Origin of the sequence: Streptomyces sp. HNM0574 (assembly GCF_012726235.1) — a bacterium.
Lineage (GTDB): Bacteria > Actinomycetota > Actinomycetes > Streptomycetales > Streptomycetaceae > Streptomyces.
In genome coordinates this window covers 239,050-264,645 of sequence record NZ_JAASAH010000008.1, presented here as the reverse complement: position 1 = coordinate 264,645, position 25,596 = coordinate 239,050, and the positions used below count along the sequence as shown (strand labels likewise).

Annotated in this window: 25 protein-coding genes; 5 read left to right on the top strand and 20 right to left on the bottom strand. The window is 73.9% G+C overall.

Annotated features, from left to right (window positions below):
- Positions 1–125 precede the first annotated feature (125 nt).
- On the top strand, positions 126–1,130 hold the full coding sequence (locus tag HCC30_RS16540; protein WP_169443303.1) for an alpha/beta hydrolase: 1,005 nt from the start codon (positions 126–128) through the stop codon (positions 1,128–1,130).
- Between the two features lie 25 nt (positions 1,131–1,155).
- Here HCC30_RS16540 and HCC30_RS16535 read toward each other — a convergent pair whose 3' ends face one another.
- From HCC30_RS16535 to HCC30_RS16500, 8 genes are all read right to left on the bottom strand, one after another.
- Positions 1,156–1,815 carry a 1,4-alpha-glucan branching protein gene (locus HCC30_RS16535; RefSeq protein ID WP_169443302.1) on the bottom strand — a complete coding sequence of 220 codons (660 nt, stop codon included), beginning with the start codon at positions 1,813–1,815 and terminating at the stop codon, positions 1,156–1,158.
- Positions 1,816–1,866: 51 nt separating this feature from the next.
- Positions 1,867–2,661, bottom strand: a complete 795-nt coding sequence (locus tag HCC30_RS16530) for an SDR family oxidoreductase (RefSeq protein WP_169443301.1) — start codon at positions 2,659–2,661, stop codon at positions 1,867–1,869.
- On the bottom strand, positions 2,658–4,283 hold the full coding sequence (locus tag HCC30_RS16525; protein ID WP_169443300.1) for a hypothetical protein: 1,626 nt from the start codon (positions 4,281–4,283) through the stop codon (positions 2,658–2,660). The genes HCC30_RS16530 and HCC30_RS16525 overlap by 4 nt, the downstream gene beginning before the upstream one ends.
- Entirely contained in the window at positions 4,280–6,130 is a 1,851-nt protein-coding gene (locus HCC30_RS16520; RefSeq protein WP_169443299.1) for an NAD(P)/FAD-dependent oxidoreductase, read from the bottom strand. The genes HCC30_RS16525 and HCC30_RS16520 overlap by 4 nt, the downstream gene beginning before the upstream one ends.
- Positions 6,131–6,250: 120 nt before the next feature.
- The gene (locus HCC30_RS16515; RefSeq protein ID WP_169443298.1) at positions 6,251–6,451 is read right to left on the bottom strand and encodes a ferredoxin; all 201 of its coding nucleotides are present in this window, start codon (positions 6,449–6,451) and stop codon (positions 6,251–6,253) included.
- Positions 6,448–7,137 carry a TetR/AcrR family transcriptional regulator gene (locus HCC30_RS16510; protein WP_169443297.1) on the bottom strand — a complete coding sequence of 230 codons (690 nt, stop codon included), beginning with the start codon at positions 7,135–7,137 and terminating at the stop codon, positions 6,448–6,450. The genes HCC30_RS16515 and HCC30_RS16510 overlap by 4 nt, the downstream gene beginning before the upstream one ends.
- 48 nt (positions 7,138–7,185) lie before the next feature.
- Entirely contained in the window at positions 7,186–8,403 is a 1,218-nt protein-coding gene (locus HCC30_RS16505; protein ID WP_169443296.1) for a cytochrome P450, read from the bottom strand.
- A gap of 147 nt (positions 8,404–8,550) precedes the next feature.
- The gene (locus HCC30_RS16500; RefSeq protein ID WP_169443295.1) at positions 8,551–9,219 is read right to left on the bottom strand and encodes a TetR family transcriptional regulator; all 669 of its coding nucleotides are present in this window, start codon (positions 9,217–9,219) and stop codon (positions 8,551–8,553) included.
- A 137-nt stretch (positions 9,220–9,356) separates the two neighbouring features.
- On the opposite strand from HCC30_RS16500, the gene HCC30_RS16495 reads away from it, so the two are divergent.
- Positions 9,357–9,797, top strand: a complete 441-nt coding sequence (locus HCC30_RS16495; RefSeq protein WP_169443294.1) for a hypothetical protein — start codon at positions 9,357–9,359, stop codon at positions 9,795–9,797.
- Between the two features lie 3 nt (positions 9,798–9,800).
- Here HCC30_RS16495 and HCC30_RS16490 read toward each other — a convergent pair whose 3' ends face one another.
- The 5 genes from HCC30_RS16490 to HCC30_RS16470 all read right to left on the bottom strand — a co-directional run bounded on the left by HCC30_RS16490 (position 9,801) and on the right by HCC30_RS16470 (position 15,907).
- On the bottom strand, positions 9,801–12,110 hold the full coding sequence (locus tag HCC30_RS16490) for a tetratricopeptide repeat protein (RefSeq protein ID WP_169443293.1): 2,310 nt from the start codon (positions 12,108–12,110) through the stop codon (positions 9,801–9,803).
- Positions 12,107–12,526: a hypothetical protein gene (locus HCC30_RS16485; protein WP_240979639.1), complete on the bottom strand. Its 420-nt coding sequence runs from the start codon at positions 12,524–12,526 to the stop codon at positions 12,107–12,109. Before HCC30_RS16485 ends, HCC30_RS16490 begins: the two co-directional genes overlap by 4 nt.
- 205 nt (positions 12,527–12,731) lie before the next feature.
- Positions 12,732–14,390 carry a glycosyltransferase family 2 protein gene (locus HCC30_RS16480; RefSeq protein WP_169443292.1) on the bottom strand — a complete coding sequence of 553 codons (1,659 nt, stop codon included), beginning with the start codon at positions 14,388–14,390 and terminating at the stop codon, positions 12,732–12,734.
- Positions 14,391–14,608: 218 nt separating this feature from the next.
- On the bottom strand, positions 14,609–15,508 hold the full coding sequence (locus tag HCC30_RS16475) for an FkbM family methyltransferase (protein ID WP_169443291.1): 900 nt from the start codon (positions 15,506–15,508) through the stop codon (positions 14,609–14,611).
- A 48-nt stretch (positions 15,509–15,556) separates the two neighbouring features.
- A complete protein-coding gene (locus HCC30_RS16470) occupies positions 15,557–15,907 on the bottom strand; it encodes an MmcQ/YjbR family DNA-binding protein (RefSeq protein ID WP_169443290.1) in 351 nt (116 codons plus the stop codon).
- A 130-nt stretch (positions 15,908–16,037) separates the two neighbouring features.
- On the opposite strand from HCC30_RS16470, the gene HCC30_RS16465 reads away from it, so the two are divergent.
- Positions 16,038–16,496 (top strand): hypothetical protein, encoded by a 459-nt coding sequence (locus tag HCC30_RS16465; protein ID WP_169443289.1) that lies wholly within the window; start codon positions 16,038–16,040, stop codon positions 16,494–16,496.
- A 73-nt stretch (positions 16,497–16,569) separates the two neighbouring features.
- Here HCC30_RS16465 and HCC30_RS16460 read toward each other — a convergent pair whose 3' ends face one another.
- A complete protein-coding gene (locus HCC30_RS16460) occupies positions 16,570–17,976 on the bottom strand; it encodes a Glu/Leu/Phe/Val dehydrogenase dimerization domain-containing protein (RefSeq protein ID WP_169443288.1) in 1,407 nt (468 codons plus the stop codon).
- Positions 17,977–18,375: 399 nt separating this feature from the next.
- On the bottom strand, positions 18,376–18,939 hold the full coding sequence (locus tag HCC30_RS16455) for an FABP family protein (RefSeq protein ID WP_169443287.1): 564 nt from the start codon (positions 18,937–18,939) through the stop codon (positions 18,376–18,378).
- A 240-nt stretch (positions 18,940–19,179) separates the two neighbouring features.
- Between HCC30_RS16455 and HCC30_RS16450 the strand changes: the two genes are divergently transcribed.
- The gene (locus HCC30_RS16450) at positions 19,180–19,653 is read left to right on the top strand and encodes a carboxymuconolactone decarboxylase family protein (RefSeq protein WP_169443286.1); all 474 of its coding nucleotides are present in this window, start codon (positions 19,180–19,182) and stop codon (positions 19,651–19,653) included.
- A gap of 40 nt (positions 19,654–19,693) precedes the next feature.
- On the opposite strand, the gene HCC30_RS16445 is transcribed toward HCC30_RS16450, so the two are convergent.
- The 5 genes from HCC30_RS16445 to HCC30_RS16425 form a co-directional block, all read right to left on the bottom strand.
- Entirely contained in the window at positions 19,694–20,272 is a 579-nt protein-coding gene (locus HCC30_RS16445) for a GNAT family N-acetyltransferase (RefSeq protein WP_169443285.1), read from the bottom strand.
- Between the two features lie 52 nt (positions 20,273–20,324).
- Positions 20,325–22,727 (bottom strand): excinuclease ABC subunit UvrA, encoded by a 2,403-nt coding sequence (locus tag HCC30_RS16440; protein ID WP_169443284.1) that lies wholly within the window; start codon positions 22,725–22,727, stop codon positions 20,325–20,327.
- Between the two features lie 114 nt (positions 22,728–22,841).
- Positions 22,842–23,255, bottom strand: coding sequence for a VOC family protein (locus tag HCC30_RS16435; RefSeq protein ID WP_206323906.1), 414 nt, complete (start codon positions 23,253–23,255; stop codon positions 22,842–22,844).
- Between the two features lie 10 nt (positions 23,256–23,265).
- The gene (locus HCC30_RS16430; RefSeq protein ID WP_169443282.1) at positions 23,266–23,703 is read right to left on the bottom strand and encodes a helix-turn-helix transcriptional regulator; all 438 of its coding nucleotides are present in this window, start codon (positions 23,701–23,703) and stop codon (positions 23,266–23,268) included.
- Between the two features lie 42 nt (positions 23,704–23,745).
- Entirely contained in the window at positions 23,746–24,192 is a 447-nt protein-coding gene (locus HCC30_RS16425; RefSeq protein WP_206323905.1) for a hypothetical protein, read from the bottom strand.
- Positions 24,193–24,378: 186 nt separating this feature from the next.
- Between HCC30_RS16425 and HCC30_RS16420 the strand changes: the two genes are divergently transcribed.
- On the top strand, positions 24,379–25,593 hold the full coding sequence (locus HCC30_RS16420; protein ID WP_169443281.1) for a cation:proton antiporter: 1,215 nt from the start codon (positions 24,379–24,381) through the stop codon (positions 25,591–25,593).
- Positions 25,594–25,596: the final 3 nt, after the last annotated feature.

Below are 25,596 nucleotides of genomic sequence, written 5' to 3'. Positions count from 1 at the left end.
GACCTCGCTCCGACCCTCCCCCTGGCTTTGCCGAAACGGCAACTTCGCTCGCCGGGACGCGGCCTCCGCCGCATGATGGCCGTCACCGTCCCCCGCGGGGGGACCGGGACGCGGGAGGGACAGCGATGACGTCAGGACGTACCCCGTCGACGGGCGGGCAGGGCACGCCGTTCACGCACCGGCTGGTGGCCTCGCCGGCCGGGCGCACCCATCTGGTGGAGGCGGGTTCCGGGCCGCTGGTGCTGCTCGTGCACGGCTTCCCCGAGTGCTGGTACGCCTGGCGGCATCAGCTGCCGGCGCTGGCCGCCGCCGGGTACCGCGCGGTGGCCGTCGACGTCCGCGGCTACGGCCGCTCCTCCCGTCCCGCCGCCACGGAGGCGTACCGGATGGTGGAGCTCGTGGCGGACAGCGCCGCCGTGGTGCAGGCGCTGGGCGAGCGCGAGGCGGTGATCGTCGGGCACGACTGGGGCGCCGGCATCGCGGCGCACTCGGCGCTCCTGCGGCCCGACGTCTTCCGCGCGGTGGGCCTGCTCGGCGTCCCGTACACCCCGCCCGGCGGGCCGCGGCCCAGCGAGGTGTTCGCGGGGATGGGCGGCGAGGAGGAGTTCTACGTCTCCCGCTTCCAGGAGCCGGGGCGGGCCGAGGCCGAGATCGAGCCGGACGTGCGCGGCTGGCTCGCGGGCTTCTACGCGGCGCTGTCCGCCGGCACCATGCCAGGACCCGACGCGCCCAGCCCCTACTTCGCCGACCGGGACGGCACCCTGCGCGACCGCTTCCCCACCGGCCCGCTGCCGGACTGGCTGGACGAACGTGATCTGGACGTCCTCGCGGGCGAGTTCGAGCGGACGGGGATGACCGGGGCGCTCAACCGCTACCGGAACATGGACCGGGACTGGGCGGACCTCGCCGGGTACGCGGGCGCCCCCGTCACCCAGCCCTCGCTGTTCCTCGGCGGCGGTCTGGACGCGTCGATGGCCTGGCTGGCCGGGGCCGTCGAGGCGTTCGGGGAGACGCTGCCGGGGCTGGTCTCCTCGCACGTCCTCGACGGCTGCGGGCACTGGCTCCCGCAGGAGCGGCCCGCCGAGGTCAGCCGTCTTCTGACCGACTGGCTCGCGGCCCTGCCCGGCTGAACCGCCCGCCCGGCGTCCGGGTCCGCTACCCGAGGTGGAAGAAGGGGGCGCGGTGCTCGGAACCGTCCGGGAGGTGCCAGCCCGCGGTGATCCGGCCGCGGGCCGCGCCCGCCGCCTCCGCGTAGCGCTCCTCGCCGAGGACGCGCGCCACGCCGACCGTCAGCGGACCGGACCCGTCGCCCGCGCGCAGCGTGATGCCGGTGCCCTGGCCGTCCTCGGTGACCCCGTCCGCGACGGAGCCGGGCCGGACGGCCGGGCCGGTGAGGTGGCGGGCGACGGACGGGTCGGGGGTGCCGCTGACGCTCTGCTGCTGCGGTTCGGCCTCGCCCCGGAACAGGGCGAGCAGCCGCTCGACCCAGACCGGGTCGTGGGCCCCGTCGTACACCCAGCGGCGGCCGAGCACGCCGTGTTCGGAGGTGCCGATGAGGCCCTCCTCGGCGCCGTCCAGCGGAGCGCCGCGGTAGGTGACCGGTACGTGGTACGCGACGGGTTCCGGGCCCGAGACGTCCGCGACGACCATGAACTCGAGGCCCACCTCGCCCTCCGGGTCGTCCAGCCGGAAGCCGCCGGCCTTGACGGGCTCGGGGCCGGCGGCGGTGCCGCGGTACCACGGGCGGGTGGGGAGCCAGGTGGCGAGGAGCTCCAACTTGCCGGGGTTCATGGTGGTGTTGTGGATGACAGCCATGCCGCGTGAACGCCCGCGGGCCCGGCGTGATTCCCGGCGCGGGCGTGCACGTCAGACGGCCGACCAGCCGTCGTCGACGGGGAGGACGGCGCCGTTGACGAACGAGGCCGCGTCGGAGGCCAGGAAGACGATGGCCGCGGCCTGTTCGTCGGCGCTGCCGAGGCGGCCGATGGTCGCGCCGATCAACCCGCCGATCAGGGGCGGGCCTTGGGCGTCCGGCGCGGCGTCGACCCGGATGCCGGTGCTGGTGGGGCCCGGGGCGACGGCGTTGGCGCGGATGCCCTGGGCGCGGTAGGTGACGGCGAGGTTCTTCACCAGTCCGGTCACCCCGTGCTTGGCGGCGGTGTAGGCGGCCCCGGCGGCGCCGCCGCGCAGCCCGGCCTCGGAGGCGGTGAAGACGACCGAGCCGCGTCCGGCGGCGAGCATGTGCGGGAGGGCGGCGCGGGTCAGCAGGAAGGGCGCGGTGAGGTTGACGCGCAGGACGCGTTCCCACTCCTCGTCCGCGGTCTCGCCGAGGGCCGACATCCGGTCCATGATCCCGGCGTTGTTGACCAGGACGTCCAGCCCGCCGAAGGTCTCGACGGCCGAGGCCACCACCCGGTCCACGACGGCCTGTTCACTCAGGTCGCCGGTGACGGCGAGGGCTGTGCCGCCCGTCCCGCCGATCTCCTCGACGGCGTCCGCCGCACCGTCCGCGTCCAGGTCGGCGACCAGGACGCGGGCGCCCGCGAGCGCGAAGCGGAGCGCCGTGGCCCGCCCGATCCCGGACGCCGCGCCGGTGACCACGACGCTCCGGCCGGCCAGTCCGGTGGCGTCGGGCAGGTCGGTCCCGTGGGTTTCCGTCATGGGGTGTCCTGTTCTCGAAGGGGGCGTTCCGGAGAGGGAGTTGCGGCGCGGGGGGTCAGACGGAGCACCGTGCCCTCGGCGTTGGCGGAGAGGAGCAGGGAACCGTCGGGGGACGCGGCGAGGCCGGCGAAGGCGCGGGGCAGTCCTGGCATGCCGTGGGTGAACAGTGCGGGCGGGTCGTCCGCGTCGGTGGGCCGCGGCGGGCCGACGGCCAAGTCCTCGGCCTCGACGCGGAGTTCGCCCGTACCGAGGGAGACGGCCAGCAGCCGCCGGGCGCCGGACTCGACGGTGAAGAGTTCGTCGCCCAGCACGGCGAGGCCCTGCGGCGCGTCGAGCCCGTCCGCGAGGGTGACGGGGTGTCCGTCGTCGAGGCGGAGCAGGGCGCCGCGCCGCTCCTCGCTGACGTAGGCGCGGCCCGCGGCGTCGACGGCGACGTCCACGGGGCGGTCGAGTCCCTGGGCGAGGACGGTGGTGGTGTCGTCCTCGTGCAGGGCGAGGACGCGTCCCGCGTCCGTCTCGGCGATCAGGAGGACACCGTCCGCACGTGCGGCGATGCCCGTCGGCCTGCGCAGGCCGCGCGCCCGGACGCGGGTGCCGCCGTGCCCGTGGCTGCGTACCTCGCCGTACTGGGAGGTGACGTGCAGCCCCGCAGCGTCGGCGGTGACGCCGTGGGCGAAGGGGCGGAGGGCGTGCGCGGCGTCGTCGTCCGCCGCTCCGGCCGGGCGGTGCGCGGGGGTGGCCAGGCGGTAGTGGTCGGCGGCGTGGACGGTGCCCGCGAGGTCGACGGTCACGCCGTACGGGCCGACGGGGCCGCGGGGCAGCAGCTCGCGGGTGCGGCCGTCGGGGTGCAGCTCGGTGATGCCGCCGCTCGCGAAGCTGGAGACGAACATCCGGTTCTCCGCGTCGAAGGCGGCGTTGTCGAGCCCGGGGAGGCCGCTGGCGGTGACCGACCTGGCGCCGCTGTGCAGGTCGATCCGGGTGACCAGGCCGGCCTGCCCCCGGGAGAGGACGAGCAGCACACCGGCCAGGTCGAAGCGGACGGCGACGGGCTCGGGCAGGTCCTCCGCGACGAGTTCCGGCGCGCCGCCGTCCGGCGCGATGCGCCAGACCTGGCCGGTGACCATGTGCGGGTAGTACAGGTGCCCGTCGGGCCCTCGCTGCATCGCGTTCCCGAGTGCCAGCCCGCCGGTGAGGACCCGCGGGGCGGCCGGGCTCTCCGGCTCGCCGCCGTCGGGGAAGAGTTCGAGCAGCCGGCCGTCCGGGCGCATCTCGTTGACGAACAGGCGGTCGCCGACGCAGGTGATCCCGTTCGGCACCCGCACCTCGTCCGAGACCAGGGTGAAGGTGCCGTCCGGGGTGCGGCGCCACACCCGGCCGGGGACGAGGTCGGCGATGTACAGGGAGCCGTCCGCGCCGAAGGCGAGGTCGTCGGGCGAGCGGACGGGGCCGTCCGGCGGGACCACCTCCTCGGTCTCGCCGGTGACGGTGTCGACGGCGGTGATCCGGCCCGCGAGGAACTGCGCCGCGTACAGCCGTCCGTCGGGGCCGAAGGTGATGCCGTTCGAACCCCACAGCGGGCTGGGCGGGTTGAGCCGCTCCACCCGGCCGGTGCGCCGGGTCACCGCTCCCCCGGACCGGCGTCGACGAGGACCTCGCGCATGCCGTCGCCCTCGCGCCAGGCGCGCAGCAGCGCGTGGAAGGCGACGGGGCCGTCGCCGAAGGACTCGCTGCGTTCCCTGGGCATGCCCTCTTTGTTGTAGTAGCCGGGGGTGCATTCGGCGTGGAAGCGGTACAGGTCGGCGGCCTTCTCCCGGATCGTCGCGACCCACGCCTCCTCGGCCTCGGCGCTGGGCTCCACGTACCCGGCCCCCCGGCGGCGGGCCTCGGCGACGATCTCCGCGACGTGGCCGGCCTGTTCGTCGAGGATGTGCACGTAGTTGACCGAGGCGGCGTTCTGCACCGGGCCGAGCTGGAAGAGGTTGGGGAAGCCGTGGGTGCTGAAGCCGTGCAGCGTCCTGGGGCCCTCGCGCCACGCCTCGGTGAGGGTGACGCCTCCCCTGCCGTGGACGGGCAGGTGCCCCGAGGTGACGCCGGAGACGCCGACCTCGAAGCCGGTGCCGAAGATCACGCAGTCCACCTCGTGGGCGACGCCGCCGGCCACCACCGCGTTCTCGGTGATCTTCTCGACGCCGTGGCTGTCGGCGGTGTCCACCAGGTGGACGTTGGGCCGGTTGAAGGTCTGGAGGTAGTGGTCGCTGAACGTGGGCCGCTTGCACATGTACCGGTACCAGGGCTTGAGCGCCTCGGCCGTCGCCGGGTCGTCGACGAGGGCGTCGACCCGGGCGCGGATCTCGTTCATCTTCTGGAAGTCGGCGAGTTCGTAGGCGCGTTCGCGCTCCTCCGGGGGCACGTCGCGGTAGCTGTCGCTGGGGACGAGCTTCTGCTGGAGGCGGGCGCTGCTGGTCCAGCCGTCGCCGACGAGGTCCTCCTCGGTGGGGACGCCGGTGACGAGCGCGAGGAAGTTCTCCCTGCGGCGGCGCTGCCAGCCCGGGGTCAGGGAGGCGGCCCACTCGGGGTCGGTGGGGCGGTTGTCGCGCACGTCGACGGAGGACGGGGTCCGCTGGAAGACGTACAACTCCCGGGCGTCCGCGCCGAGATGGGGGACGCACTGGACGGCGGTGGCGCCGGTGCCGATCAGCGCGACGCGCTTGTCGGCGAGCCGGTGCAGGTTCCCGTCCGCGTCGCCGCCGGTGTAGGCGTAGTCCCAGCGGCTGGTGTGGAAGGTGTGCCCGCGGAAGGTCTCGATGCCGGGGATGCCGGGGAGCTTCGTGCGGCTCAGGGTGCCGCTGGCGGTCACCACGTACCGGGCGCGGAAGCGGTCGCCCCGGTCGGTGGTCACCAGCCACTCGGAGGTGTCCTCGTCCCAGCGCAGTCCGGTGACCTCGGTGCCGAAGAGGGCCTCGCGGTAGAGGCCGAAGGTGCGGCCGATCGCCCGCGCGTGCTGCCGTATCTCCTCGCCGGGCGCGTACCGCCACCGGGGTACGTAGCCGACCTCCTCCAGCAGCGGCAGGTAGATGTACGACTCGATGTCGCAGTGGATGCCCGGGTACCGGTTCCAGTACCAGGTGCCGCCGAAGTCGCCGCCCTTCTCGACCAGCCGGACGGATTCCACGCCCGCCTGCCGCAGCCGGGCGCCCGCGAGCAGCCCGCCGAATCCGCCGCCGACGACGGCCACCTCCACCCGGTCGCGCAGCGGTTCGCGGGGCTCGGCGGGGCCGGCGTACGGGTCCTCGTCGTAGTACCCGAACCGGCCCTCGGCGGGCCGGTACTGGGCGCTGCCCTCCGGGCGGATGCGGCGGTCCCGTTCGGCCCGGTAGCGGGCCCGCAGTTCCTCGGGGTCGAAGCCGAGGCCGGGGTCCGGCGCTGCGGGGGTGCGGGCGTCCTCGGGTGAGCCGGGGGCGGAGGGCATGGGCGTCCTCTCTGTGCGCGGGCGCGCGGTTCTCGGTGGGCGGGCGCGCGGGAGCGGACGCGCCGGGGCGCACGCGGCAGACGTGCGGTGAACGGGCGGCGGGTGGTGGGCGTGCGCCCGTCAGCCGGTCTCGTCGAGGGCGATCGCTCCGGCGGGGCACATCTGGGCGGCCTCGCGCACCCGGGTACGCGGCTCCGGCGCCGGTTCCGGTGCGAGGAGGACGACGACGCCGTCCTCCTCGCGCTGGTCGAACACCTCCGGCGCGGTCATCACGCAGTTCCCGGCGCCGCAGCACAGGTCCTGGTCGACGGTCACCTTCATCGCTGGTTCTCCTTCGGGTGCGTGACGGGGGCCAGCCAGAGGCCGGTGAGCGCGTCGACGATGCCGGTCGCGGCCTGCTGCCAGGACGTGCGCGGGGTGGCGGCGTTCACGGCGAGCGCGCGCTCCCGTTCGGCCAGCATGTGCACCATGACCTGACGTGCCATGTCCCCGCGCTCCACCCGCACTTCGAGCGGCAGGTCGGGCAGGCACCGGTTGAGCCCGTCGACGGCGCGGACGAGTGCGGGCGAGCCGAGCGACTCCTCCGCCATGGCGTCCCGGTACGCGGGATCGGTGCTGATCTGTGCGTAGAAGCGGCCGAACCAGGTGGGCGTGCCGAGCCCGGACAGGTGCCGGGCGGTGGGCAGGACGGTGCAGGCCACCCAGTCGCGCAGTTCGGCCGAGCCCTCGGCGCGTTCGACCATCTCCTCGCGGAGCCGCTCGATCTGGCCGTTGTGCTTGCGCACGACGGCCCGTACCAGGTCGTCCTTGGAGCCGAAGTGGTAGCCGACGGCGGTGTTGTTGCCCTGCCCTGCCGCCTCGCTGATCTGCCGGTTCGACACCGCGGCCACGCCGTGCTCGGCGAACAGCCGCTCCGCCGCCGCGAGTATCGACTCCCGCGTGGCGGCGGCCCGTCCCCCCTTCGCCGCGCCGCGTACCGTCTCGCCGCTCACTGTTCCGCCGCTCATCGCTGTGCCCTCACTGCTTGCCGCTCGCCGTTCCGTCGTTCCTGGCCGTCACCAGCGCACCGGGAGTTCGCTGAGGCCGCCGACGACGAGGCCCTCCAGGAGGGGCAACTCCTCGGCCGGGACGGCGAGTTCCAGGGTGGGCAGCCTGCGCAGCAGCACCTCCAGCGCGATCTGGAGTTCGGTGCGGGCCAGCGCCTGACCGAGGCAGGAGTGGGCGCCGGAGCCGAAGGCGAGGTGCGGGTTGGGGCTGCGGTCCAGCCGCATCTCGTCGGCGCCGTCGAACGCCGCCCCGTCCCGGTTGGCGGCCGCCATGCTGCACAGGACCGTGGTGCCGCGCGGCAGCACCGTCCCGGCGACCTCGGCCTCCTCGCCCAGGTAACGGACCATGCCCAGGCCGGAGTTGGCGTCGAACCGGAGGGACTCCTCCACGGCCGGGCGCACCAGTGACGGGTCGGCGAGCAGCCGCTCCCAGCGGCGGCGGTCGGCCAGCAGCATCGCGACCATCTTGACGGTCATGTTGGCGGTGGTCTCGTGCCCGGCGATCAGCAGCCCGAGCCCGGTGGCGGCCAGCGCGCGGTCGGACATCCGCTCGCCCGCGGAGTCGGTGGCGGCGGCGAGCTCGCTGAGCACGTCGTCACCGGGCCGCGCGCGCCGGTCCGCGACGTGCCCCGCCATGTAGGCGAAGAACTCGGACTCGGCGGCCCGGAACTCCTCCTCCGTGTAGCGCGTGAGGTTGAGGAAGGTGTCCGACCAGCGGGAGAACCGGTCCCGGTCGGCCGTGGGCACCCCGAGCATCTCGCAGATCACCCACACCGGCAGCGGGAAGCCCAAAGCGGCCTTGAGGTCGGCAGGTCGGCCCGTCGCCACCATCTCGTCTACGAGCCGCTCGGCCGTCTCCTCGATCCGGGGGCGCAGCCGGGCCATCCGCCGGGCCGTGAACCAGCGGTTGACCAGCCGCCGCCAGCGCTGGTGCCCCTCGCCGCTCTGCGGAACGGCGGAGGCCATCTCGCTGTTGAACAGTCCGCCCGACTCGGTGGCGCTGACCCGGGCCGCGTCGGGTGCGTCCAGCTGCCGCCCGAACCTGGCGTCGGAGAGCACCCGTTTGACGTCCTCGTAGCGGGTGAGCACCGCGACCTCGTCCCCGCTGGGCAGCTTCCCCCTGGCCACGGGGCACCGCTCGCGCAGCTCGGCCCACTCCCGGGGCGGCTCCAGCGGCCCGGGCGCGGCGATCGGATACTCCAGCACTCGCTCGTCCGTCTCACTCACCGGGCGGCCCCTTCGTGTGCGGCGTCGGCACCTCGTACGCGGTCGAAGTCGGGGCCAGTCAAACGCCGTCGGGTTTTTAAGTCAAGCGCCTGACTTAAACGTGAGACGTGAACCTCCCCGCACAGAAGGGGACTTGAGGGCCGGCCGTCAGCCCTCCAGGGCCGCGAAAGCCGTGCGGAGCAGGTCGCCGAGGACCTCCGGGCGGGCGCCGCCGTCGCCCGGGCCGGTGTGGGCGATGAGGGCGCTGCGGACGGCGCCGACCGCGGCGCGCGCCAGCACGGCCGCACGCAGGGCGCGTTGGGGGTCACCGGCGGGCGGCGACGCGGCCATGCGTTCCGCCAGGACGGCGGCGATGCCGTCCTCGAAGTCCAGGAGCACGGTCAGCACGGGACGGGAGACGCGGGCCGCGAAGCGGGCCGGCGGGCCGCCGTAGAGGGCGGCGAGCCCCGCGCCGTCCGGCTCGCGGGAGAGGGCGAGCAGGCCCTGGAGGACGGCGGCGAGCGGGGGTTCGCCGGCGGGGCGGGCGCGGATCTCCTCCTGGAGCAGCGGCAGGAGGCCGCGCACGTCGGCGAGGACGAGGTCCTCCTTGGAGGGGAAGTAGCGGTGGAAGGTCCGCTCGGTGACGTGCGCGGCGGCGGCGATGTCGCGGACCGTCGTCCGCTCGTAGCCGTACTCCTCGAACAGGCGCCGCGCGGCCAGTTGGAGCGCTTCCCGGGTGGCCGCCTTCTTCTGCTCGCGCCGGCCCGCGCCGGGCTGCTCCCCTCCCGCCGGGCGTCTGCCGGGGGGCTGCTCTTCGTGTCGTCCTGCCGCACTCACGAGGAACGATTCTTACACGCCCCCTACAAGTGTCAGGTGTGACACTTTTTGCCTCCGCGCCATCTCCGGGCCGTGAACTGTCAGTTCTGACACTTTACGGTGAGGGCTCCAGCCCGACGCACGGAGGAACCTTCCCCATGACGCGTACCGAGCCCGCGCCCGACTCCACGTCCGCCGCTCCCCCACCGCCGTTAACCCGGCCCGTCCGGGCCGTCTACGCCCTCGCCGGGCTGGTGATGGGCGTGATGTGGATCCGGGGCGGCGACGAGCCCGCCTGGGAACACGCGCTGCGCGTCCTGGTGCTGGTGCTCGTCGCGCCGCCGGTCGTCCACCTGGTCCGCCGCCTCAGGCAGCGGCGGCGCGGCGAGGCACCCTCGGGCCGTCAACTCCCCGTCGCACGCCTGACGGTGGCGAAGGTCCTGCTCGTCGGGGCCGGGCTCGGCTGCGACTGGCTCCTCGGCCACTGGCTCGCCGAGCCGAGCCGCGCCACGGCCGTCGGCCTGTGCGCCCTGATCGCGGCGGGCGGGCCGAAGCTGCATATCCGCGCCGCGAACTCACGGCGCACAGCGGGCCGTTGACGCTCAGCCCCGGTGCGCCTGGCGGGGGCCCTGGACGTCACGGTCCGGGCAGCCGCCACGGGCGTGCACGAGGTTGCGGCGCGTGGCCACGGTGTCGGGATGGTCCTCGCCCAGTGCCTGTTCGGACTGCGCGACGGTGATCTCGAACAGCCGGACGGCACGCTCCCGGTCCCCCGCCGCCCAGCAGGCGCCAGCGAGGTTGTTGCGGTTGATCAGGGTGTACGGGTGGCTCTCGCCGAGGACCTGCTCGTACTGGGCGAGCGTGACCTCGAACAGCGCGAGGGCACGCTCCAGGTCCCCCGCCGACGCGTAGGCGTGGGCGAGGTGCTGACGGCTGGTCAGGGTGTCGGGATGGAGGTCCCCCAGCACCTCCGCACGCTGGGTGAGGACGGTGGTGAACAGCCGGACGGCACGCTCCGGATCGCCCGCCTCCTGGCAGGCGTAGCCGAGGTTCTTGCGGGTGTTCAGGGTGTCGGGGTGCGTGTCGCCCAGGACCTCTTCGCACCGGGCGAGCGTGGCCTCGAACAGCGACACCGCACGCTCCGGGTCGCCCACTCTCCGGTAGAGGTCCGCGACGTTGCCGCGCGTGGCCAGGGTGCGGGGATGGGAGTCGCCGAGGACCTGCTCGTACTGGGCCAGCGTGGCCTCGAGCAGGGGTACCGCACGCTCCAGATCGCCCGCGAGCGTGCAGGCACCGGCGAGGTTGTAGCGGACGTGCAGCGTGCCCTCGTGCGTGTCTCCCAGAAGCTGCTCGGACTGGGCGAGAGCGGTCTCCAGCATCGGGACGGCGCGCGCCAGATTCCCTGCCGCCAGGTAGGTGGCGGCGAGGTTGCTGCGCGTGGTCACGGTGTCCGGATGGGAGTCGCCGAGGCGCTGTTCGCACCGGGCGAGCGCCGCCTCCAACAGCGGTACGGCACGGGCCCCATGGCCCTGGTCGTCCAGCCGGGACGCGGCGAACTCGTACACCCCGGTCAGCGTGTCCCCCCGGTCCTCCCGTTCTTCGCCGGAGGCCGGTGTGCCGTCCCGGCGCTCCAGCCCGGCCTCACCGGAGGCCAGAGCGATGAGGTGGGGCGTGAGGGCGTCCCACTGGGCCTCCGTGGGCGCGTCCCCGCCCGGGGGCGGAGTGAGCCCGTGGAGCACGGCCCGCTCGGCGTACTCGCGCCCTTCGAGCCGCCGGGACGCGCCCGGAGAGCCGGTGTCCCGCGGCGCGCGCAGGACCGTCTGGACGAGGCGGTGCATGCCGACGTGGGTGCCGGTGTCGGTGACCATGCTGTAGGCGGCCAGCGTGCCGATGACCTCGGCGACCTCGTCCGGGTCGACTCCGGGCGGGGTCACGAGCGTGTGCGGGACGGCGTCCGGGGCGAGCCAGGCGAGGAGGTACAGCAACTCGACGGCCGGCGGCTCGACTTCCTCCAGCGTCCGGAGGGTGATGTTCCAGACCCGGGCGACGCTGCGTTCGGGATCGGTGCCGTCGACGGCCTTGCCGAGCTTGGGCTCCAGCCGGCGCCGGTAGCGGGCCAGGCTGATCCCGCGGTTCCGGGCGAGGTAGGCACCGGCCTGCTTGACCGCCAGGGGCAGATGCCCGAGGTCGGCCACGAGCGCGCGGGCCTCGACCCGCTCCCGCGCGGTGGGTTCGGCGTCCTTGAAGACGAGCCGGCACAACAGGTCGACGGCATCCTCGGGATGGAGACTCCCCAGCGTCAGCGTGGCCGCGCTGTCGGGCCAGCCGGTGGTACGGCGGCTGGTCGCCAGATGGTGGCCCTGGTGGAGCGCGCCGGTGTACGGGGCGAGGTCCTCGGGGTCCTCGACGTTGTCGTAGACCAGCAGCCAGTCCGGATGCCAGGCCAGCCACTGCCGCGCCCATTCCACCTGCGCGCCGCGCTCGGCCGACGCGGCCCAGCCCGGGACGAGGGTGCGGGTGAGGCCGGTGAGCGAGGTCTCGATCTCGTCCGGGGAGGCGGCGTTGAGCCACCAGACCAGGCCGTACTCACCGCGGTAGCGGTGGGCGTAGTGCAGGGCGAGGGCACTCTTGCCGATCCCGCCCAGGCCGCGCACCGCGCCGCTCTGGGTGATGGCCCCCTCGCTCCGGTCGTTCAACACGCGCCGCAGCTCGGCCAGTTCCTCCTCACGGCCCAGGCACAGCGCGGCCGGCGGCAGATTCGACGTCCCCGGTGCCGCGGCCACCCGCTCCGGCGCGTGCAGCGCCTCGGCGGGGAGCACGTCGCCCGTGTAGACGTGGTTGATCCACTGAGCCGCGACCGCGCGCTCCCCGGACGCCTCGATGTGCGCCCCGGTGCCGCCCTCGCCGCTCATGAGGTGTGACCGTCGCCGGTGATGACGGTGCCGATGTGCTGGGCCGCGACCGCACGCTCACCGGACGCCGTGACGTTCACCGTCCCCGCGGCCGGCACCGGCAGCATCGCGGACAGCTGTGCGCGCAGCTCCGGATCGTCCCGCAGCGCACGCCCGAGGAACCGGCCCAGCTCGTCCGAGGCGGACGCCGCATCCTCCGCCCCGGCGGCCTCCGCCACCACGCGCTCCAGCTCCCCGCGGCCCTCCTCGTCCCCGCGCTGCCACACCGTCTGGAGGATCCGCCGCCCCAGGTTCACCGTCGCGTCCGCTGCGGCGTCCTGCGTACGCGTCAGCACCGCGACGCCGTACGCGCTCACGCCCGACGCCACGACGGGACCGGCCTGCTGCACCCACTGTGCGATCTCCGCGGTCATCATGCGCCCCAACTCCCCTCATATTCGGATCAGTTACGTGCCGGACTCCGGGGAACGGGTCATGTCACGCGGGAGTTCCGGGACGGGTGACGGAGCGGGTCCGCGGTGCGCTCCCGGAGCGGCAGGGCGGGCTCCGTGCCCGTCCGCATCGTCCCGCCGGGAGGCGGCGCCGGGAGCGCGTTTGAGCAAGACCAGAGGTTCGGCGCCCTCAGCCCGCCGGTGTGCGGGTGGCGGCCGGCCGACGGGGGCCCGGGAGCCGGGGCTCCGGGCGGGTGGCGGGGGCCTGGAGGGTGAGGCCGGGGAGTGTGCGTGCCGTGCGCCAGCCGCCGCAGCCGAGCTGGAGGCGGACCTCCCAGGTGCCGGGGGCCAGCGGCCCGCCGCGGTCCGCGGTGGCCGGGTCGACGGTGAACTCGGCCTCGAATTGCGGGACTTGGGGCTCCGGCCGCCCGGGTGCCCCGCCCGGACCCGTGGGCCGTCCGGCCGCACGCCGCAACAGCCCCACCACTCGGGAACGCAGCCCCCGCGCGGGTGGTGCCTCGCGGGGCCCGGCGGCCAGGCGCCAGGTGGTCTCCACGTTCAGCTCGGTGCCGCTCTCGCGGTGCCGGAGCTGCCCGCGTACGGTGCCGCGCCGTACGGCTCTGGTGAAGTCGGCCGCCCCGGCGGCACCCGGCACGGCGGCGACCCGCGGCGGCAGCCGCAGCCGGAGCCGCTCGGGCGTCCCGGTGAAGACCGGGCCGGACGACGCGCCGCCACCGGCCTTGCGCACCAGCCCGGTCGCGCAGCGGACCGTGAGCCGCCCGTCCGCCCACTCCGCCGCCCGGACGCGCGGACGGTGGTCGACCCGGGCGTCGAACGCGGCGAATTCCTCCAGGAGTTGACGGTCGCCGTGCCGGGCGAGGGCCGCGACGATCCGCAGCCGGGTCGGCAGCGCCGCGTCCGCCTGCGGCGGCAGGTCGGCGGCGAGGGAGGCGACGGCCTCGAACCATTCGGCCCGGCACTCCTCCGGCAGGTCCAGCAGGTTCCTGCCGGTGATCCGGTCCAGCGCCTTCTTGCCGTACCACTTCGCCGTCAGCCGGTTGCGGTGCCGGCCCGGCGGGACGCAGGTGTCGGGCGCGTCGAGCACGTCGAGGACACGCCGGACGCTGTCGATGTACGGGCCCGGCTCGATCGGCCGGAAGCTGATGTTCTGCCGCGCGTCGCCCGGGTGCCGCACCCAGTGGTAGCAGGTGTGGTCGTGCACAGTGGCGACGCGGTCCGTGAGCAGGTACGCGCGCAGCATGAACAGGTGGTCCTCCAGCCGGACCGGCCCCTCGGCGAAGCGCAGCCCGTGCCGGACGAGGAAGCCGCGCCGGAAGAGTTTGTGCACGGTCATGGCGGCCAGCAGCGCGGTGTCCTGCCGCAGGTCGGCGGCGGCGCGCGGCTTTTCGAACAGCTCGCGCGGAACCTTCCGCCCGTGCCCGGCCATCCGCCCGGCGACGATGTCCGCACCGGTCTCCCGCGCCCGCGCGTACAGCCGCTCCAGCGCCTCCGGCGCGAGCCAGTCGTCGTCGTCGACGTAGTGCACGAACTCGCCCCTGGCGGCGTCCGTTCCGGCGTTGCGCGGCCTGCCGGGCCAGCCCGAGTTCGCCATCCGCAGGACCCGCACGGTGTCCCCGGCGCCACGGGCCGCGATCTCCTCCTCCAGTATCCGGACGGTGTCGTCCGTGGAGCCGTCGTCCACGTACAGCACCTCGAACTCCGCACGCGGCAGGGTCTGTTCGAGGAAGGACCGCAGCCCGGTCAGGACCTTCTCGCCGGTGTTGTGGGTGGGGACGACGACGGTCACCCTGACCGGCGCCTCCGGGGACGTCTGGGATGTGGTGTCCACGGGAACCTCTCGCACGCATCGCTCGGTTCGTCCGTGCCGCACAGAGGTGCCGCACGGCGCTCCACGCCTCTTCGCCACGCGGCACATCTCGGTCTCATGACACCTCTCCTTCGCTCACTCGCGGGTGGGGCGGCCCTGTCCGGGGCATGCCCCGTCCGGTGGTCAACTCCCGTGCCCTCACAGGGAGTTCACGGGTCTCACACGCGGACGCCCGCGCTTCAGGCCGCCGGACCGTCCTCGCCCGGCACCGCGTACGCCCGTGCCATCACGCAGTCGAACTCGACCACGCGGCCCGTGGTGTCCTCGCGGGTGACCGGGTACATGCCGGTGACCTCGAAGCCCTCCTGCTCGTACGCCGCGATGGCGTCCGTCATGCGCGGGCTGCCCTCGTACAGCCGCAGCGCGGCCACCTCGGACTGCATGCCGACGAACTCGCCGAGGCGCTCGCCGCCGCCCGCGAAGACCTCCAGGTCGAAGCCCTGGGTGTCCATCTTCAGGTAGGGGCGCGGGTCGGCGAGCCCGGCCATCGCCTCGTCCATGACCTCGTCCAGCCGCCGGATGCGCACCTCGGCCGTACTGGTGTCGGCGAACCTGCGGTACCGCCGCTGCCCGTAATCGCTGGGCTTCAGCAGGGAGTTCATCGTCTTCCAGCCGAGGTGCATCTGCTCGGTCGACGCCTTCCGGCCCAGACCGCAGGCGTACACCCGCCAGTCCGGGTCCTGCTCGGCGGCCGCCCGCAGCCGCTCGCAGCTGTCCGGGACCGGCTCGAAGGAGACGATCCTGCCCCGGTACCCCTGCTTGCGCAGCTGCTTGCCGTACTGGCCCTTGTTGGCGCCGACGTCGAAGACGCAGTTCACCTCGTACCGGGCCAGCAGCCCGGCCACGTGCCGGGCGCACAGGCGGCTCGCCGTCGCCTTGTCCAGGCCCCACGGCCCCTGACGCCCCACGACCGGCGCGGCCGTGGCCCGTCTGCCGCCGACCATCCACGCGTCCGCGCCCACCTTGCGAGCGGACAGCCCGCCCCGCCGCGCGATCACGGCGGCACCGGGCCCGAGGTCGACGACCTGCACACCCATCCTGGGCAGTGCACCGAGCAGCTTCCTGAACACCGTTGCCATTGCCGCGAGGCTAATCACGCCGCCCGCGCCGCCGTCAACAGCCGCCGGTCACCCGGGGGATTCCCGGCCCTCGGAGGGCAGCAGCCGCTCCGGTGCGGCCTGCCGCCAGGAGTCGGTGACGATGTCGCGCAGCTCGTCCAGGTCGTCGAGCGCCGCCAGCCGCACCCGGACCCACGCCGAGGACGCCTCGTGCGCGGCCACCCAGAACTTCTCCGGCTCGGCGAGCACCAGCTCGTCCCGCTCGTGCCGGGGGCACTTCACGGCCATCGAGGTCTCGGTCTCGGGCAGCGTGACGAACATCTTGCCCGCCACCCGGAACGTGGGCATCTCCCAGGCGATCTTCTCGGTGGTCTCCGGAAGCGCGAGCGCCGCGCGCCGTACGTCGTCGGATGTGATCACCCGCCGAATCTACCCGAGCACCCGAACCCCGGCGCCGCGTCCGCGATTTGCCCGTCACATCCGCAATCCTCGCGGGTGCGGGCCGGGGTCCGGCGTTGCCGTCCCCACCGCCGCTGCCGATAACGGGCGGATGGGAACGGACCCGCCCCTCGCCCTGTCCCGGGCCTTCGCCCGGCTGCGCCCCGGCGGCCTGCTCTGCCTCCAGGAACCCGACCTCGCCGCGCCCCGCGCGGCCCCGCCGATGCCGACGTGGGAACAGGCCCACGGCCGGCTCCTGGAGACGATGCGCAGGGCCGGCGTCGAGGCCCGCATGGGGCACACGCTGTTCGCCGCCTTCCGCGCGGCCGGCCTGCCGGACCCGGAGATGCACGTCGAGTCGGCCGTACGGTGCGGCGAGCGGGCCGGCCACGCCGCGCACCGCCGGGCCGACCTGCTCGTCGCCACCCTGCCCCTGATGGAACGGACCGGCGTCACCACCCGGGTACAACTCGCCCCCGACACCCTGGGCGACCGCCTGGAGGCCGAACTCACCGCCCACGACGGCATCGTGATGCTCGGCCCGCTGTCCGCCGCGTGGGCCCGGGCGTAGCCGCCCCCGAAGCACGGTGCCCCGCGGCCGGACGGGTCCGGTCGCGGGGCACCCGGTGCCTGCGGGCGGCGCGTCAGGCGCGGCCCGCGTCCGGGTCGGCGGGGCCCGACCAGTACGCCGGGTACGCGCCCGCGGGGTGGCGGCCGGTGTCCACCGGCTCGTCGACCGGCGCGGCCGACCCCGGGAAGACCGCGGCCGCCTGCTCCGCACCGGCCTCCGGCCCGAGCCCTGACCCGATCTCGTCCGCACGCGGCGCGCCGCTGTACAGGTCGCGGAAGGCCACCGCGCCGCCGTACTCGCCGATCAGGCGCGCCGAGTTCTCCTTCGCGAACTGCACACCCGCCGTACGCACCGAGGTGCCGGTCCGTGCGGCCCGGCGCATCAGGTCCGCCACGAGCGGGCGGAGCTGCGCGGACAGCCTGCTGCACGCGCCCGCGGGGCTGACGACCTCGCCGAGGATGACCCACCAGGCCCCGGCCGCCGCACCGGTGTTGGCGATGAAGTCGGGGATCACGGTGACGCCCCGCTCCAGCAGCCGCCGCTCGGCGCCGGGCGTGGTGGGCACGTTCGCCGCCTCGACGACGAGCGAGCCGCGGATCCGGTCGCAGTTCTCCTCGGTGATCGTGTAGGAGACGGCCGCGGGGACGAGGACGTCGACGTCCTGGTCCAGCCAGGCGTCGCCGGGGAGCTCCACGTCGTCCTCGCGCAGCGCCGCGCGGTCGATGACGCCGCCGGAGCTGCGCGCCGCGAGCAGCCGTTCCACGTCGAGGCCGCGCCCGGTGTTGAGGACCAGCCCCCTGGCGTCCGTGATGCCGACGATCCGCACCCCGGCGCGCGCCAGGTACAGCGCGGTGGAGCCGCCCATCGCACCGAAGCCCTGGACGACGGCGCGGGCCCGCTCGGCGGGACGGCCGCGGTGCTCCAGCGCGGCGAGCGCGGCCTCCGCGACGCCGTAACCGCCCACGAGTTCCGAGAGCTTGAGTCCCTCCGTCCGGGTGGCGAATGCCTGCCGGATGCGGGCGCGCACATCGGCCTCCACCGGGGAACGCACCACGGCGGCGTGAAAAGAGGTCTCGCCGAGGCCGACCCGCGCAAAGGCGCGGTCGAGCTGCTCCTGCTGCGTTCCGAGGTCTCCCGCGGTCACCCAGAACCGTTCCAGGAGCGGAAGCACGCCCTGCAGGAAACGCTCCCGCACACCGTCGGCGCGCGGGTCCTCGGAGTCGAAGTCGATACCGCCCTTGGCGCCGCCGACGTGAATTCCGTAGGCGCCCATCTTGAGGGTCATCTCGCGGGCGAGTTCGCCGACTTCGCCGAGGGTGCAGCCGGGCCGCATACGGAGTCCGCCGGTGGCGATTCCCGTCACCAGCTGGTCGATGACGACGAACCCGCGTGCCGGTGTCTCCGCGTCGCGCCACGTGACCTGCAGGAAGGGTTCATGCTCAAGAACCTGCAACGGCGTCTCGACAGCAATTTGCGTCATTGGGCACTCACCCTTTCCAGTCACTGATAGGCACTTGCTCTCACGTGCGGCAATTGCACGGCGCGAACCGGAAGACCGGCAGCCGGGACCGCTTACCAGAACTGCACAGAATTCATCCACCGGTTCAGGCATTTACGCGCACGCACGCGCGTCCGTCCGGCTTCAGGGCAGGCCGAACGGCGCCCGCAGGGCGCGATTGAGGGACCCTCCAGAGGGGATTTCGCGGAATTACGCAGAGAACGCACCGTATCCGGTTGCGTTGTACGTAGCGCCTACTGTGAGGTCGCACACATCCCTTGTCAAGGCGTCCCTTGACGCGGGTTCCGGGCCGGTTTTAGGGCCCCTGCCAGCGAATTCGAACAGAACGCAAATGCGATTCGGCCCCGGTGGCCGGAACCGTCAGGAGCTCTCGCCCCGCTCCCCCGCAGCGCGCCGGAGACAGGCCGAGAGGTGGTGCTGCAGGGGCTGTCCGACGGCGGCGAGGTCGTGGACGAAATCGAGCGTGTCCCCGTCGGTGACGGTGTAGCGGCGGCGGGTGGCGTCGACCTCCTTCGCGGTGGGCGCCAGCGCCACCCGGTGGGTGGTGAGGTCGACGCCGCCGTCCCCGGCCTGACCGGCCAGGATCTCGGCGACACCGGTGGGCTGGGTGATCAACGCCTCGACGCGGCCGCCGGGTTGCAGCCGCCACCAGCCGCTCTCCCGGGCCGAAGGCCGCAGCGCGGCGCCGTCGGGGCCGAGCAGCCAGGAGCGCGCCTCGTAGCGGAGGAAGGGGCGGCCGTCGTGGCTGAAGGTGACCTCCTGCGCGTAGGTGAAGTCCTCGGCGAGCGTCGGGTACCCGCCGCTGCCCCGGCCTTGCCACGTCCCCAGGAGCCCGGTGAGCGGGGCGAGCAGGGGGTGCGGCGCGGGGGCCGCGTCCGCGGCGAAGGCGTCGGGGAAGGGGAGTTCGGCGGCGGGTTCGAACATCGGGGTGCGCTCCTGGGTGCGGTACTGCGGTCCGGATTCCGGGTGCAGCCTAGGCAGTCGGGGGCACGGTCCCGGACGGCGCCCGGGAGGTCCGGCGCGCGGGCCGGATCCCGTCCGTGTCACATCCCGCCGGGGCGTTCCGTCGTTACGGGTGTCAGTCACCGGAGTCCGTCACACCCGTGCCGGTCACAGGGATGCCGGCCGGGGAAGGCCGGCACCGACACTGCGAAGGAGAGCGCCATGCACGCCCGTCTGAACCTCTTCGGCGACCCGGTCGCGGCCGCGGCGGTGAAGCACGTCATCGCCGCGTCCAAGGAACTGGAGGGCGCGACGCTGCCGTCCGCGACCCGTGAGCTGGTGCTGCTCCGCGCCAGCCAGATCAACGGCTGCGGCTTCTGCGTCGACATGCACTTCAAGGACGCGGAGCACGAGGGCGAGAGCGCCACCCGGCTCAACATGGTCGCCGCCTGGCGCGAGGCCACCGTCTTCACCGACGCCGAACGCGCGGCCCTGGAGCTGGCCGAGCAGGGCACCCGCATCGCCGACGCGGCCGGTGGCGTGTCCGACGAGGTCTGGGCGAACGCCGCCGAGCACTACGACGAGAGCCAGCTCTCCGCGCTGGTGGCGCTGATCGCCCTGATCAACGCCTTCAACCGGATGAACGTCCTGGTCCGCCAGCCCGCCGGCTCCTACCGCCCCGGCCAGTTCGACTGACCGGCGCCCGCGCCGCTCCCCGTGACGGGGGCGGCGCGGCTCACGGGCCCCGGAGGTCGAGGCGCATCAGGACGCGGGGGTGGCCGGCCAGGACCGAGGTGGTGTCCGCGGCGTGGACGAACCCGGCGCGCTCGAAGTTCTTCCGCAGTCCGGCGTAGGCCATCGTCAGATCGACCCGGGCCGTGCCGTTGTCCACCGGGTACGCCTCGACCACCGGCGCCCCGTACGCCCGCGCGAACTCGGCCGCCCCGGCGATCAGCGCGTGCGAGAGTCCCTGCTTGCGGTGCCCGGGGCGTACCCGGACGCACCACAGGGACCAGACCGGCAGGTCGTCCAGGTGCGGGATCTTCCGGCTGTGCGCGAAGGCCGTCTCCGCGCGCGGGGCCACCGCGGCCCAGCCGACCGGCTCGTCCCCGTCGTACGCGAGCACCCCGGGCGCGCGTACGGCGCGGCACAGGTCCGCGACGTACGCGCCCCGGTCCGGGCCGCGCAGCGAGGTGTTGAGCCGCGAGGGGAGCCGGTGGCTCAGGCACCAACAGACGTTCGCCCCGGGCGACTTCGGGCCGAGCACGGCGCGGACGTCGGCGAAGACCGAAGCGGGCCGCACCTCGATCGTCATGGCTCCACGATGGCACGGCTCGCGGCGTGGCGCCGCCGGTCCCCCGGGGCGGTCAGGGCGCGATGTAGGCGGCGAGGTGTTCGCCGGTGAGGGTGGTGCCGTCGGCGACGAGGTCGGCGGGGGTGCCCTCGAAGACGACCCGGCCGCCGTCGTGTCCGGCGCCGGGGCCGAGGTCGATGATCCAGTCGGCGTGGGCCATCACGGCCTGGTGGTGCTCGATGACGATGACCGACTTGCCGGAGTCGACCAGCCGGTCGAGCAGCCCGAGGAGCTGTTCCACGTCGGCGAGATGGAGTCCCGTGGTCGGCTCGTCGAGGACGTAGACCTCGCCCTTCTCGGCCATGTTGGTGGCCAGCTTGAGGCGCTGCCGCTCACCGCCGGAGAGGGTGGTGAGCGGCTGGCCGAGGGTGAGGTAGCCCAGCCCGACGTCGGCCAGCCGGCCGAGGATCTTGTGCGCGGCCGGGGTGCGTGCCTCGCCGGCGCCGAAGAACTCCCGCGCCTCGGCCACCGGCATGGCCAGGACCTCGCTGATGTCCCGGCCGCCGAGGTGGTGCTCCAGCACGGACGCCTCGAACCGCTTGCCCTCGCACTCCTCGCAGGTGGAGGCGGTGCCCGCCATCATCGCCAGGTCGGTGAAGACGACCCCGGCGCCGTTGCAGTTGGGGCAGGCGCCCTCGGAGTTGGCACTGAAGAGTCCCGGCTTCACACCGTTGGCCTTCGCGAACGCCTTGCGGACCGGGTCGAGCAGTCCGGTGTACGTCGCCGGGTTGCTGCGCCGGGAGCCGCGGATCGGGCTCTGGTCGATCGCGATCACGCCCTCGTCGGCCCCGGCGGCGGCGACCAGCGAGCCGTGCACCAGCGAGCTCTTGCCGGAGCCCGCGACGCCGGTGACGACGGTCAGCACCCCGAGCGGCACGTCCACGTCGACGTCCCGCAGGTTGTGCGCGTCGGCGCCGCGTACCTCGAACACCCCGGTGTGCTCGCGCACTTCGGGCTTGAGGGAGGCCCGGTCGTCCAGGTGGCGGCCGGTGAGGGTGCCGCCGGTGCGCAGGCCCTCGACGGTGCCCTCGAAGCAGACGCTGCCGCCCGCCGTGCCGGCCCCGGGGCCGAGGTCGACGACGTGGTCGGCGATCGCGATGACCTCCGGCTTGTGCTCGACGACGAGCACCGTGTTGCCCTTGTCCCGCAGCCGCAGCAGCAGGTCGTTCATCCGCTGGATGTCGTGCGGGTGCAGGCCGACGGTGGGCTCGTCGAAGACGTAGGTGACGTCGGTGAGGGAGGAGCCGAGGTGGCGGATCATCTTGACGCGCTGCGCCTCACCGCCCGACAGCGTGCCCGCGGACCGGTCGAGCGAGAGGTAGCCGAGGCCGATCTCGACGAACGAGTCGAGCGTGTCCCCGAGCGTCGTCAGCAGCGGTGCCATGGACTTCTCGTCGAGTCCGCGGACCCACTCGGCCAGGTCGCTGATCTGCATCGCGCAGGCGTCCGCGATGCAGATCCCGGCGATCTTCGAGGAGCGGGCCGCCTCGCTGAGCCGGGAGCCGTCGCACTCGGGGCAGGGCTGGAGGGTGACCGCGCGTTCCACGAAGCGCCGGATGTGCGGCTGCATCGCCTCGCGGTCCTTGGAGAGCATCTGCTTCTGGATCCGCACGGCCAGGCCCTCGTACCAGACGTTGACGCCCTCGACCTTGACGCGGGTCGGCTCGCGGTACAGGAAGTCCTGCCACTCCTTCTCGGTGTACTTCCGGATCGGCTTGTGCGGGTCGAGGTAGCCGGCGCCCTGGTAGATCCGGCCGTACCAGCTCTCGGGGGTGATGCCGGGCACCGTGACCGCGCCCTCGGCCAGCGACTTGGAGTCGTCGAAGAGCTGGGTGAGGTCGAAGTCGGAGACGGTGCCGCGGCCCTCGCAGTGCGGGCACATGCCGCCGGTGCGGGAGAAGCTCACCTTCTCGGTCCTGCGGTCGCCGCGTTCGACGGTGATCGCGCCCGCCGCCTTCACGGAGGCGACGTTGAAGGAGAACGCCTGGGGCGAGCCGAGGTGCGGGGTGCCCAGGCGGCTGAAGAGGATGCGCAGCATCGCGTTGGCGTCGGTGGCGGTGCCGACGGTGGAGCGGGCGTCGCCTCCCATCCGCTGCTGGTCGACGATGATCGCCGTGGTCAGCCCGTCGAGGACGTCGACCTCGGGGCGGGCCAGGGCCGGCATGAAGCCCTGGAGGAACGCGCTGTAGGTCTCGTTGATCATCCGCTGGGACTCGGCGGCGATCGTCTCGAACACCAGCGAACTCTTGCCCGAGCCCGACACCCCGGTGAACACCGTCAGCCGGCGCTTGGGGAGCTCGATGTGGACGTCCTTGAGGTTGTTCTCGCGCGCGCCGTGCACGCGGATCAGGTCGTGGACGTCGGCGGCGTGCGGGGCGCCCGCCTTCCGGCCCGCGCTCCCGGTGGCCCTGCTCATCTGCTCTCCCTTTCTCACGGTCCCTCACGCCGTCTGCCGGCACCGAGCGTACGTCCGCCCCCGCGCCGCCGGGCCCCGGACGCTGTCGTCCGCCGGGGCCGGGCGGGCACGGGCTCAGTCGCGGGGCTGGTTGAAGCGGAGCATGTTGCCCGAGGGGTCGCGGAAGGCGCAGTCGCGGACGCCGTACGGCTGGTCGACCGGCTCCTGGAGCACCTCGCCGCCGGCCGCGCTGATACGTTCGAAGGTGGCGTCGCAGTCGTCGGTGCGGAAGACGACGCCGCGCAGCAGGCCCTTGGCGAGGAGTTCCGCCATGGCCTGCTTGTCGGCGGCGGAGGCGTTCGGGTCGGCGAGCGGGGGTTCCAGCACGATGTTCACGTCCGGCTGGGAGGGCGGCCCGACGGTCACCCAGCGCATGCCCTCGAACCCGACGTCGTCGCGCACCTCCAGGCCGAGAGCGTCCCGGTAGAAGGCGAGTGCCTGGTCGTGGTCGTGCACCGCGATGAAGCAGGAGGAAAGCGTGATGTCCATGCGCTTCACGCTACGGGCGGGTGCCGCGTTCTGCTTCTCCATTCCTGACCGGTCCGGCGCCCCGCACCGGCCGCGTCCGGATCTTGGCGACGCACGGCGGGATGGCGGCGCCCGCCTCGTGGCCGCGGGCGCGGTACGCGCTCGGGCTCTCGCCGACCAGTTCGGTGAAGCGCGTGCTGAACGAGCCGAGCGAGGTGCAGCCCACGGCGAAGCAGACCTCGGTGACCGACAGGTCGCCGCGCCGCAGCAGTGCCTTGGCCCGCTCGATCCGGCGCGTCATCAGATAGCTGTACGGCGTCTCCCCGTAGGCGGCGCGGAAGCTGCGGGAGAAGTGGCCGGGCGACATCAGGGCGACGCGGGCCAGCGCGGGGACGTCGAGCGCCTGCGCGTAGTCGCGGTCCATCGTGTCGCGGGCCCGGCGCAGCCGGACCAGGTCCTCCAGGTTCACCCGGCCACGGTCCCACGCGGCCGGGTGCGGCCGCACGCCCGCTCAGCGCGCGGGCCGCGCGGGGTTGCGCTCCATGTCGGTGCAGAGCGCCCAGGCGACGAAGACCGCGATCGCGATGCACACCACGGCCCACACCGGCTGGTACGGCAGCCACATGAAGTGCGCGATCGCCGACAGCGCGGCCAGCACCACACCGGTGGCCCGCGCCCAGTGCGACCCGGTGAGGATCGCCGCGCCGGTGAGGGCCACCAGGACGCCGAGGATCAGGTGAATCCATCCCCAGGTGGTGACGTCGAACTTGAAGACGTAGTCGCCGAGGCTCCCGTACACGTCGTCCTTCGCGAGCCCCGCGATCCCGACGAGCGCCCCGAGCACGCCGTTCACCAGCATCAGCACCCCGGCGAACAGGACGCCGCCGGTTGCCCAGGCGCCGCGCCCGTCGCCCGCCGGCGCCGCTCCCGTACCGCTGCCCCACTGCGTGTCGGCCATGGTGGTCCTCCCTCGGCCGCCCCGGCGCCCGGACGCGGTGCCCGTGCCGGAGCACGACGAACACGACGACTGTCCGGCGCGGACCGCCCGGCGGCGAGCGGCAACGGGCCGTCCGGGTGACGGCGCGCGTCGCCCGCACGGCCCTCAGCGCGTGCGGCGGGGCGGGGCCGCGCCGAGGCTCGGGGCATGACGCATCCGGGCACGCTCGTCCTGATCGTGGCCGTCGCCGTCCTCGCGCCGCTGCTGGTGCACGGGGTGCACCGGTGGGCGCGCATCCCGCTGGTCATCTTCGAGATCCTGCTCGGCATCCTCGTCGGCCCGGACGTGCTGGGCTGGGCGCAGCACGACAAGGTCATCGACACGCTGTCCGAACTCGGCCTGGCCATGCTGATCTTCCTCGCCGGGTACGAGATCGACTTCGCCGCCGTCCGCGGCGGCACCCTGCGCCGCGCGGGCTGGGCCTGGGCGGTCTCGCTGGTGCTCGGTCTGGGCATCGCGCTGGGGCTGACGGGACTGGACGTCTCGCAGAGCGTCGTCATCGGCACCGCGCTGACCAGTACCGCGCTCGGCACCGTGCTGCCGATCCTGCGGGACAGCGGTGACCTGCGCGGACGCTTCGGCACGGTGATGATGGCCTTCGGCGCGGTCGGCGAGTTCGCGCCGATCGTCGCCATGGCGGTGCTGCTCTCCGGCCGGAAGCCCGGGATCTCGTCGCTGGTGCTGCTGGCCTTCGCCGCCGTCATCGCGCTGACCGTCCGGTGGGCGCTGCGGCCGCGTCCGCCGTGGTTCTCCCGGATCGTCCGCACGACGCTGCACACCAGCGGCCAGTTCGCCGTCCGTTTCGTGATGCTGCTGCTCGTCGCCATGCTCGGGCTGGCCCATCTGCTCGGACTGGACGTGCTGCTGGGCGCGTTCGCCGCCGGGCTGCTGACCCGGATCGTGTTCCAGGGCGCGGCGCCGGAGAGCGGTCCCGAGGTGCTCGGCAAGGTGGAGGCGATGGGCTTCGGCTTCCTGGTGCCGCTGTTCTTCATCGTCACCGGCATCGACTTCGACCTGGCGTCGCTGCTCGACGGCGGCCGCGCCCTGCTGCTGCTCCCCGTCTTCCTCGTGCTGTTCCTCCTCGTCCGCGGGCTGCCCGCCTACCTGCTGGCGCCCCGCGACCTGGCACGCGCCGACCGCCGCGCCCTCGCCCTGTACTCCTCGACCTGCCTGCCGCTGGTCGTCGCGATCACCACCATCGGCCTGGACGAGGACGTGCTGGGCAAGGGCGAGGCGGCGGCGCTGGTCGGCGCCGCGATGCTCTCCGTCCTCGTCTTCCCGCTGCTGGCGCTGCGCGCCCGGGCCGGGACGGGCGGGCGCGCGGCGGAGGGCGGGGAGACGGAGGAGGCGGAGGCGTGGTGACGG

What these genes read in the sequence shown, in the direction of transcription:
- HCC30_RS16435 (WP_206323906.1), bottom strand. Translation starts at nt 23,255, where the DNA reads ATGGACATCACGCTTTCCTCCTGCTTCATCGCGGTGCACGACCACGAC.
- HCC30_RS16455 (WP_169443287.1), bottom strand. Translation starts at nt 18,939, where the DNA reads ATGTTCGAACCCGCCGCCGAACTCCCCTTCCCCGACGCCTTCGCCGCG.
- HCC30_RS16540 (WP_169443303.1), top strand. Translation starts at nt 126, where the DNA reads ATGACGTCAGGACGTACCCCGTCGACGGGCGGGCAGGGCACGCCGTTC.
- HCC30_RS16450 (WP_169443286.1), top strand. Translation starts at nt 19,180, where the DNA reads ATGCACGCCCGTCTGAACCTCTTCGGCGACCCGGTCGCGGCCGCGGCG.
- HCC30_RS16495 (WP_169443294.1), top strand. Translation starts at nt 9,357, where the DNA reads ATGACGCGTACCGAGCCCGCGCCCGACTCCACGTCCGCCGCTCCCCCA.
- HCC30_RS16420 (WP_169443281.1), top strand. Translation starts at nt 24,379, where the DNA reads ATGACGCATCCGGGCACGCTCGTCCTGATCGTGGCCGTCGCCGTCCTC.
- HCC30_RS16445 (WP_169443285.1), bottom strand. Translation starts at nt 20,272, where the DNA reads ATGACGATCGAGGTGCGGCCCGCTTCGGTCTTCGCCGACGTCCGCGCC.
- HCC30_RS16515 (WP_169443298.1), bottom strand. Translation starts at nt 6,451, where the DNA reads ATGAAGGTGACCGTCGACCAGGACCTGTGCTGCGGCGCCGGGAACTGC.
- HCC30_RS16440 (WP_169443284.1), bottom strand. Translation starts at nt 22,727, where the DNA reads ATGAGCAGGGCCACCGGGAGCGCGGGCCGGAAGGCGGGCGCCCCGCAC.
- HCC30_RS16485 (WP_240979639.1), bottom strand. Translation starts at nt 12,526, where the DNA reads ATGATGACCGCGGAGATCGCACAGTGGGTGCAGCAGGCCGGTCCCGTC.
- HCC30_RS16425 (WP_206323905.1), bottom strand. Translation starts at nt 24,192, where the DNA reads ATGGCCGACACGCAGTGGGGCAGCGGTACGGGAGCGGCGCCGGCGGGC.
- HCC30_RS16535 (WP_169443302.1), bottom strand. Translation starts at nt 1,815, where the DNA reads ATGGCTGTCATCCACAACACCACCATGAACCCCGGCAAGTTGGAGCTC.
- HCC30_RS16530 (WP_169443301.1), bottom strand. Translation starts at nt 2,661, where the DNA reads ATGACGGAAACCCACGGGACCGACCTGCCCGACGCCACCGGACTGGCC.
- HCC30_RS16465 (WP_169443289.1), top strand. Translation starts at nt 16,038, where the DNA reads ATGGGAACGGACCCGCCCCTCGCCCTGTCCCGGGCCTTCGCCCGGCTG.
- HCC30_RS16510 (WP_169443297.1), bottom strand. Translation starts at nt 7,137, where the DNA reads ATGAGCGGCGGAACAGTGAGCGGCGAGACGGTACGCGGCGCGGCGAAG.
- HCC30_RS16475 (WP_169443291.1), bottom strand. Translation starts at nt 15,508, where the DNA reads ATGGCAACGGTGTTCAGGAAGCTGCTCGGTGCACTGCCCAGGATGGGT.
- HCC30_RS16490 (WP_169443293.1), bottom strand. Translation starts at nt 12,110, where the DNA reads ATGAGCGGCGAGGGCGGCACCGGGGCGCACATCGAGGCGTCCGGGGAG.
- HCC30_RS16520 (WP_169443299.1), bottom strand. Translation starts at nt 6,130, where the DNA reads ATGCCCTCCGCCCCCGGCTCACCCGAGGACGCCCGCACCCCCGCAGCG.
- HCC30_RS16460 (WP_169443288.1), bottom strand. Translation starts at nt 17,976, where the DNA reads ATGACGCAAATTGCTGTCGAGACGCCGTTGCAGGTTCTTGAGCATGAA.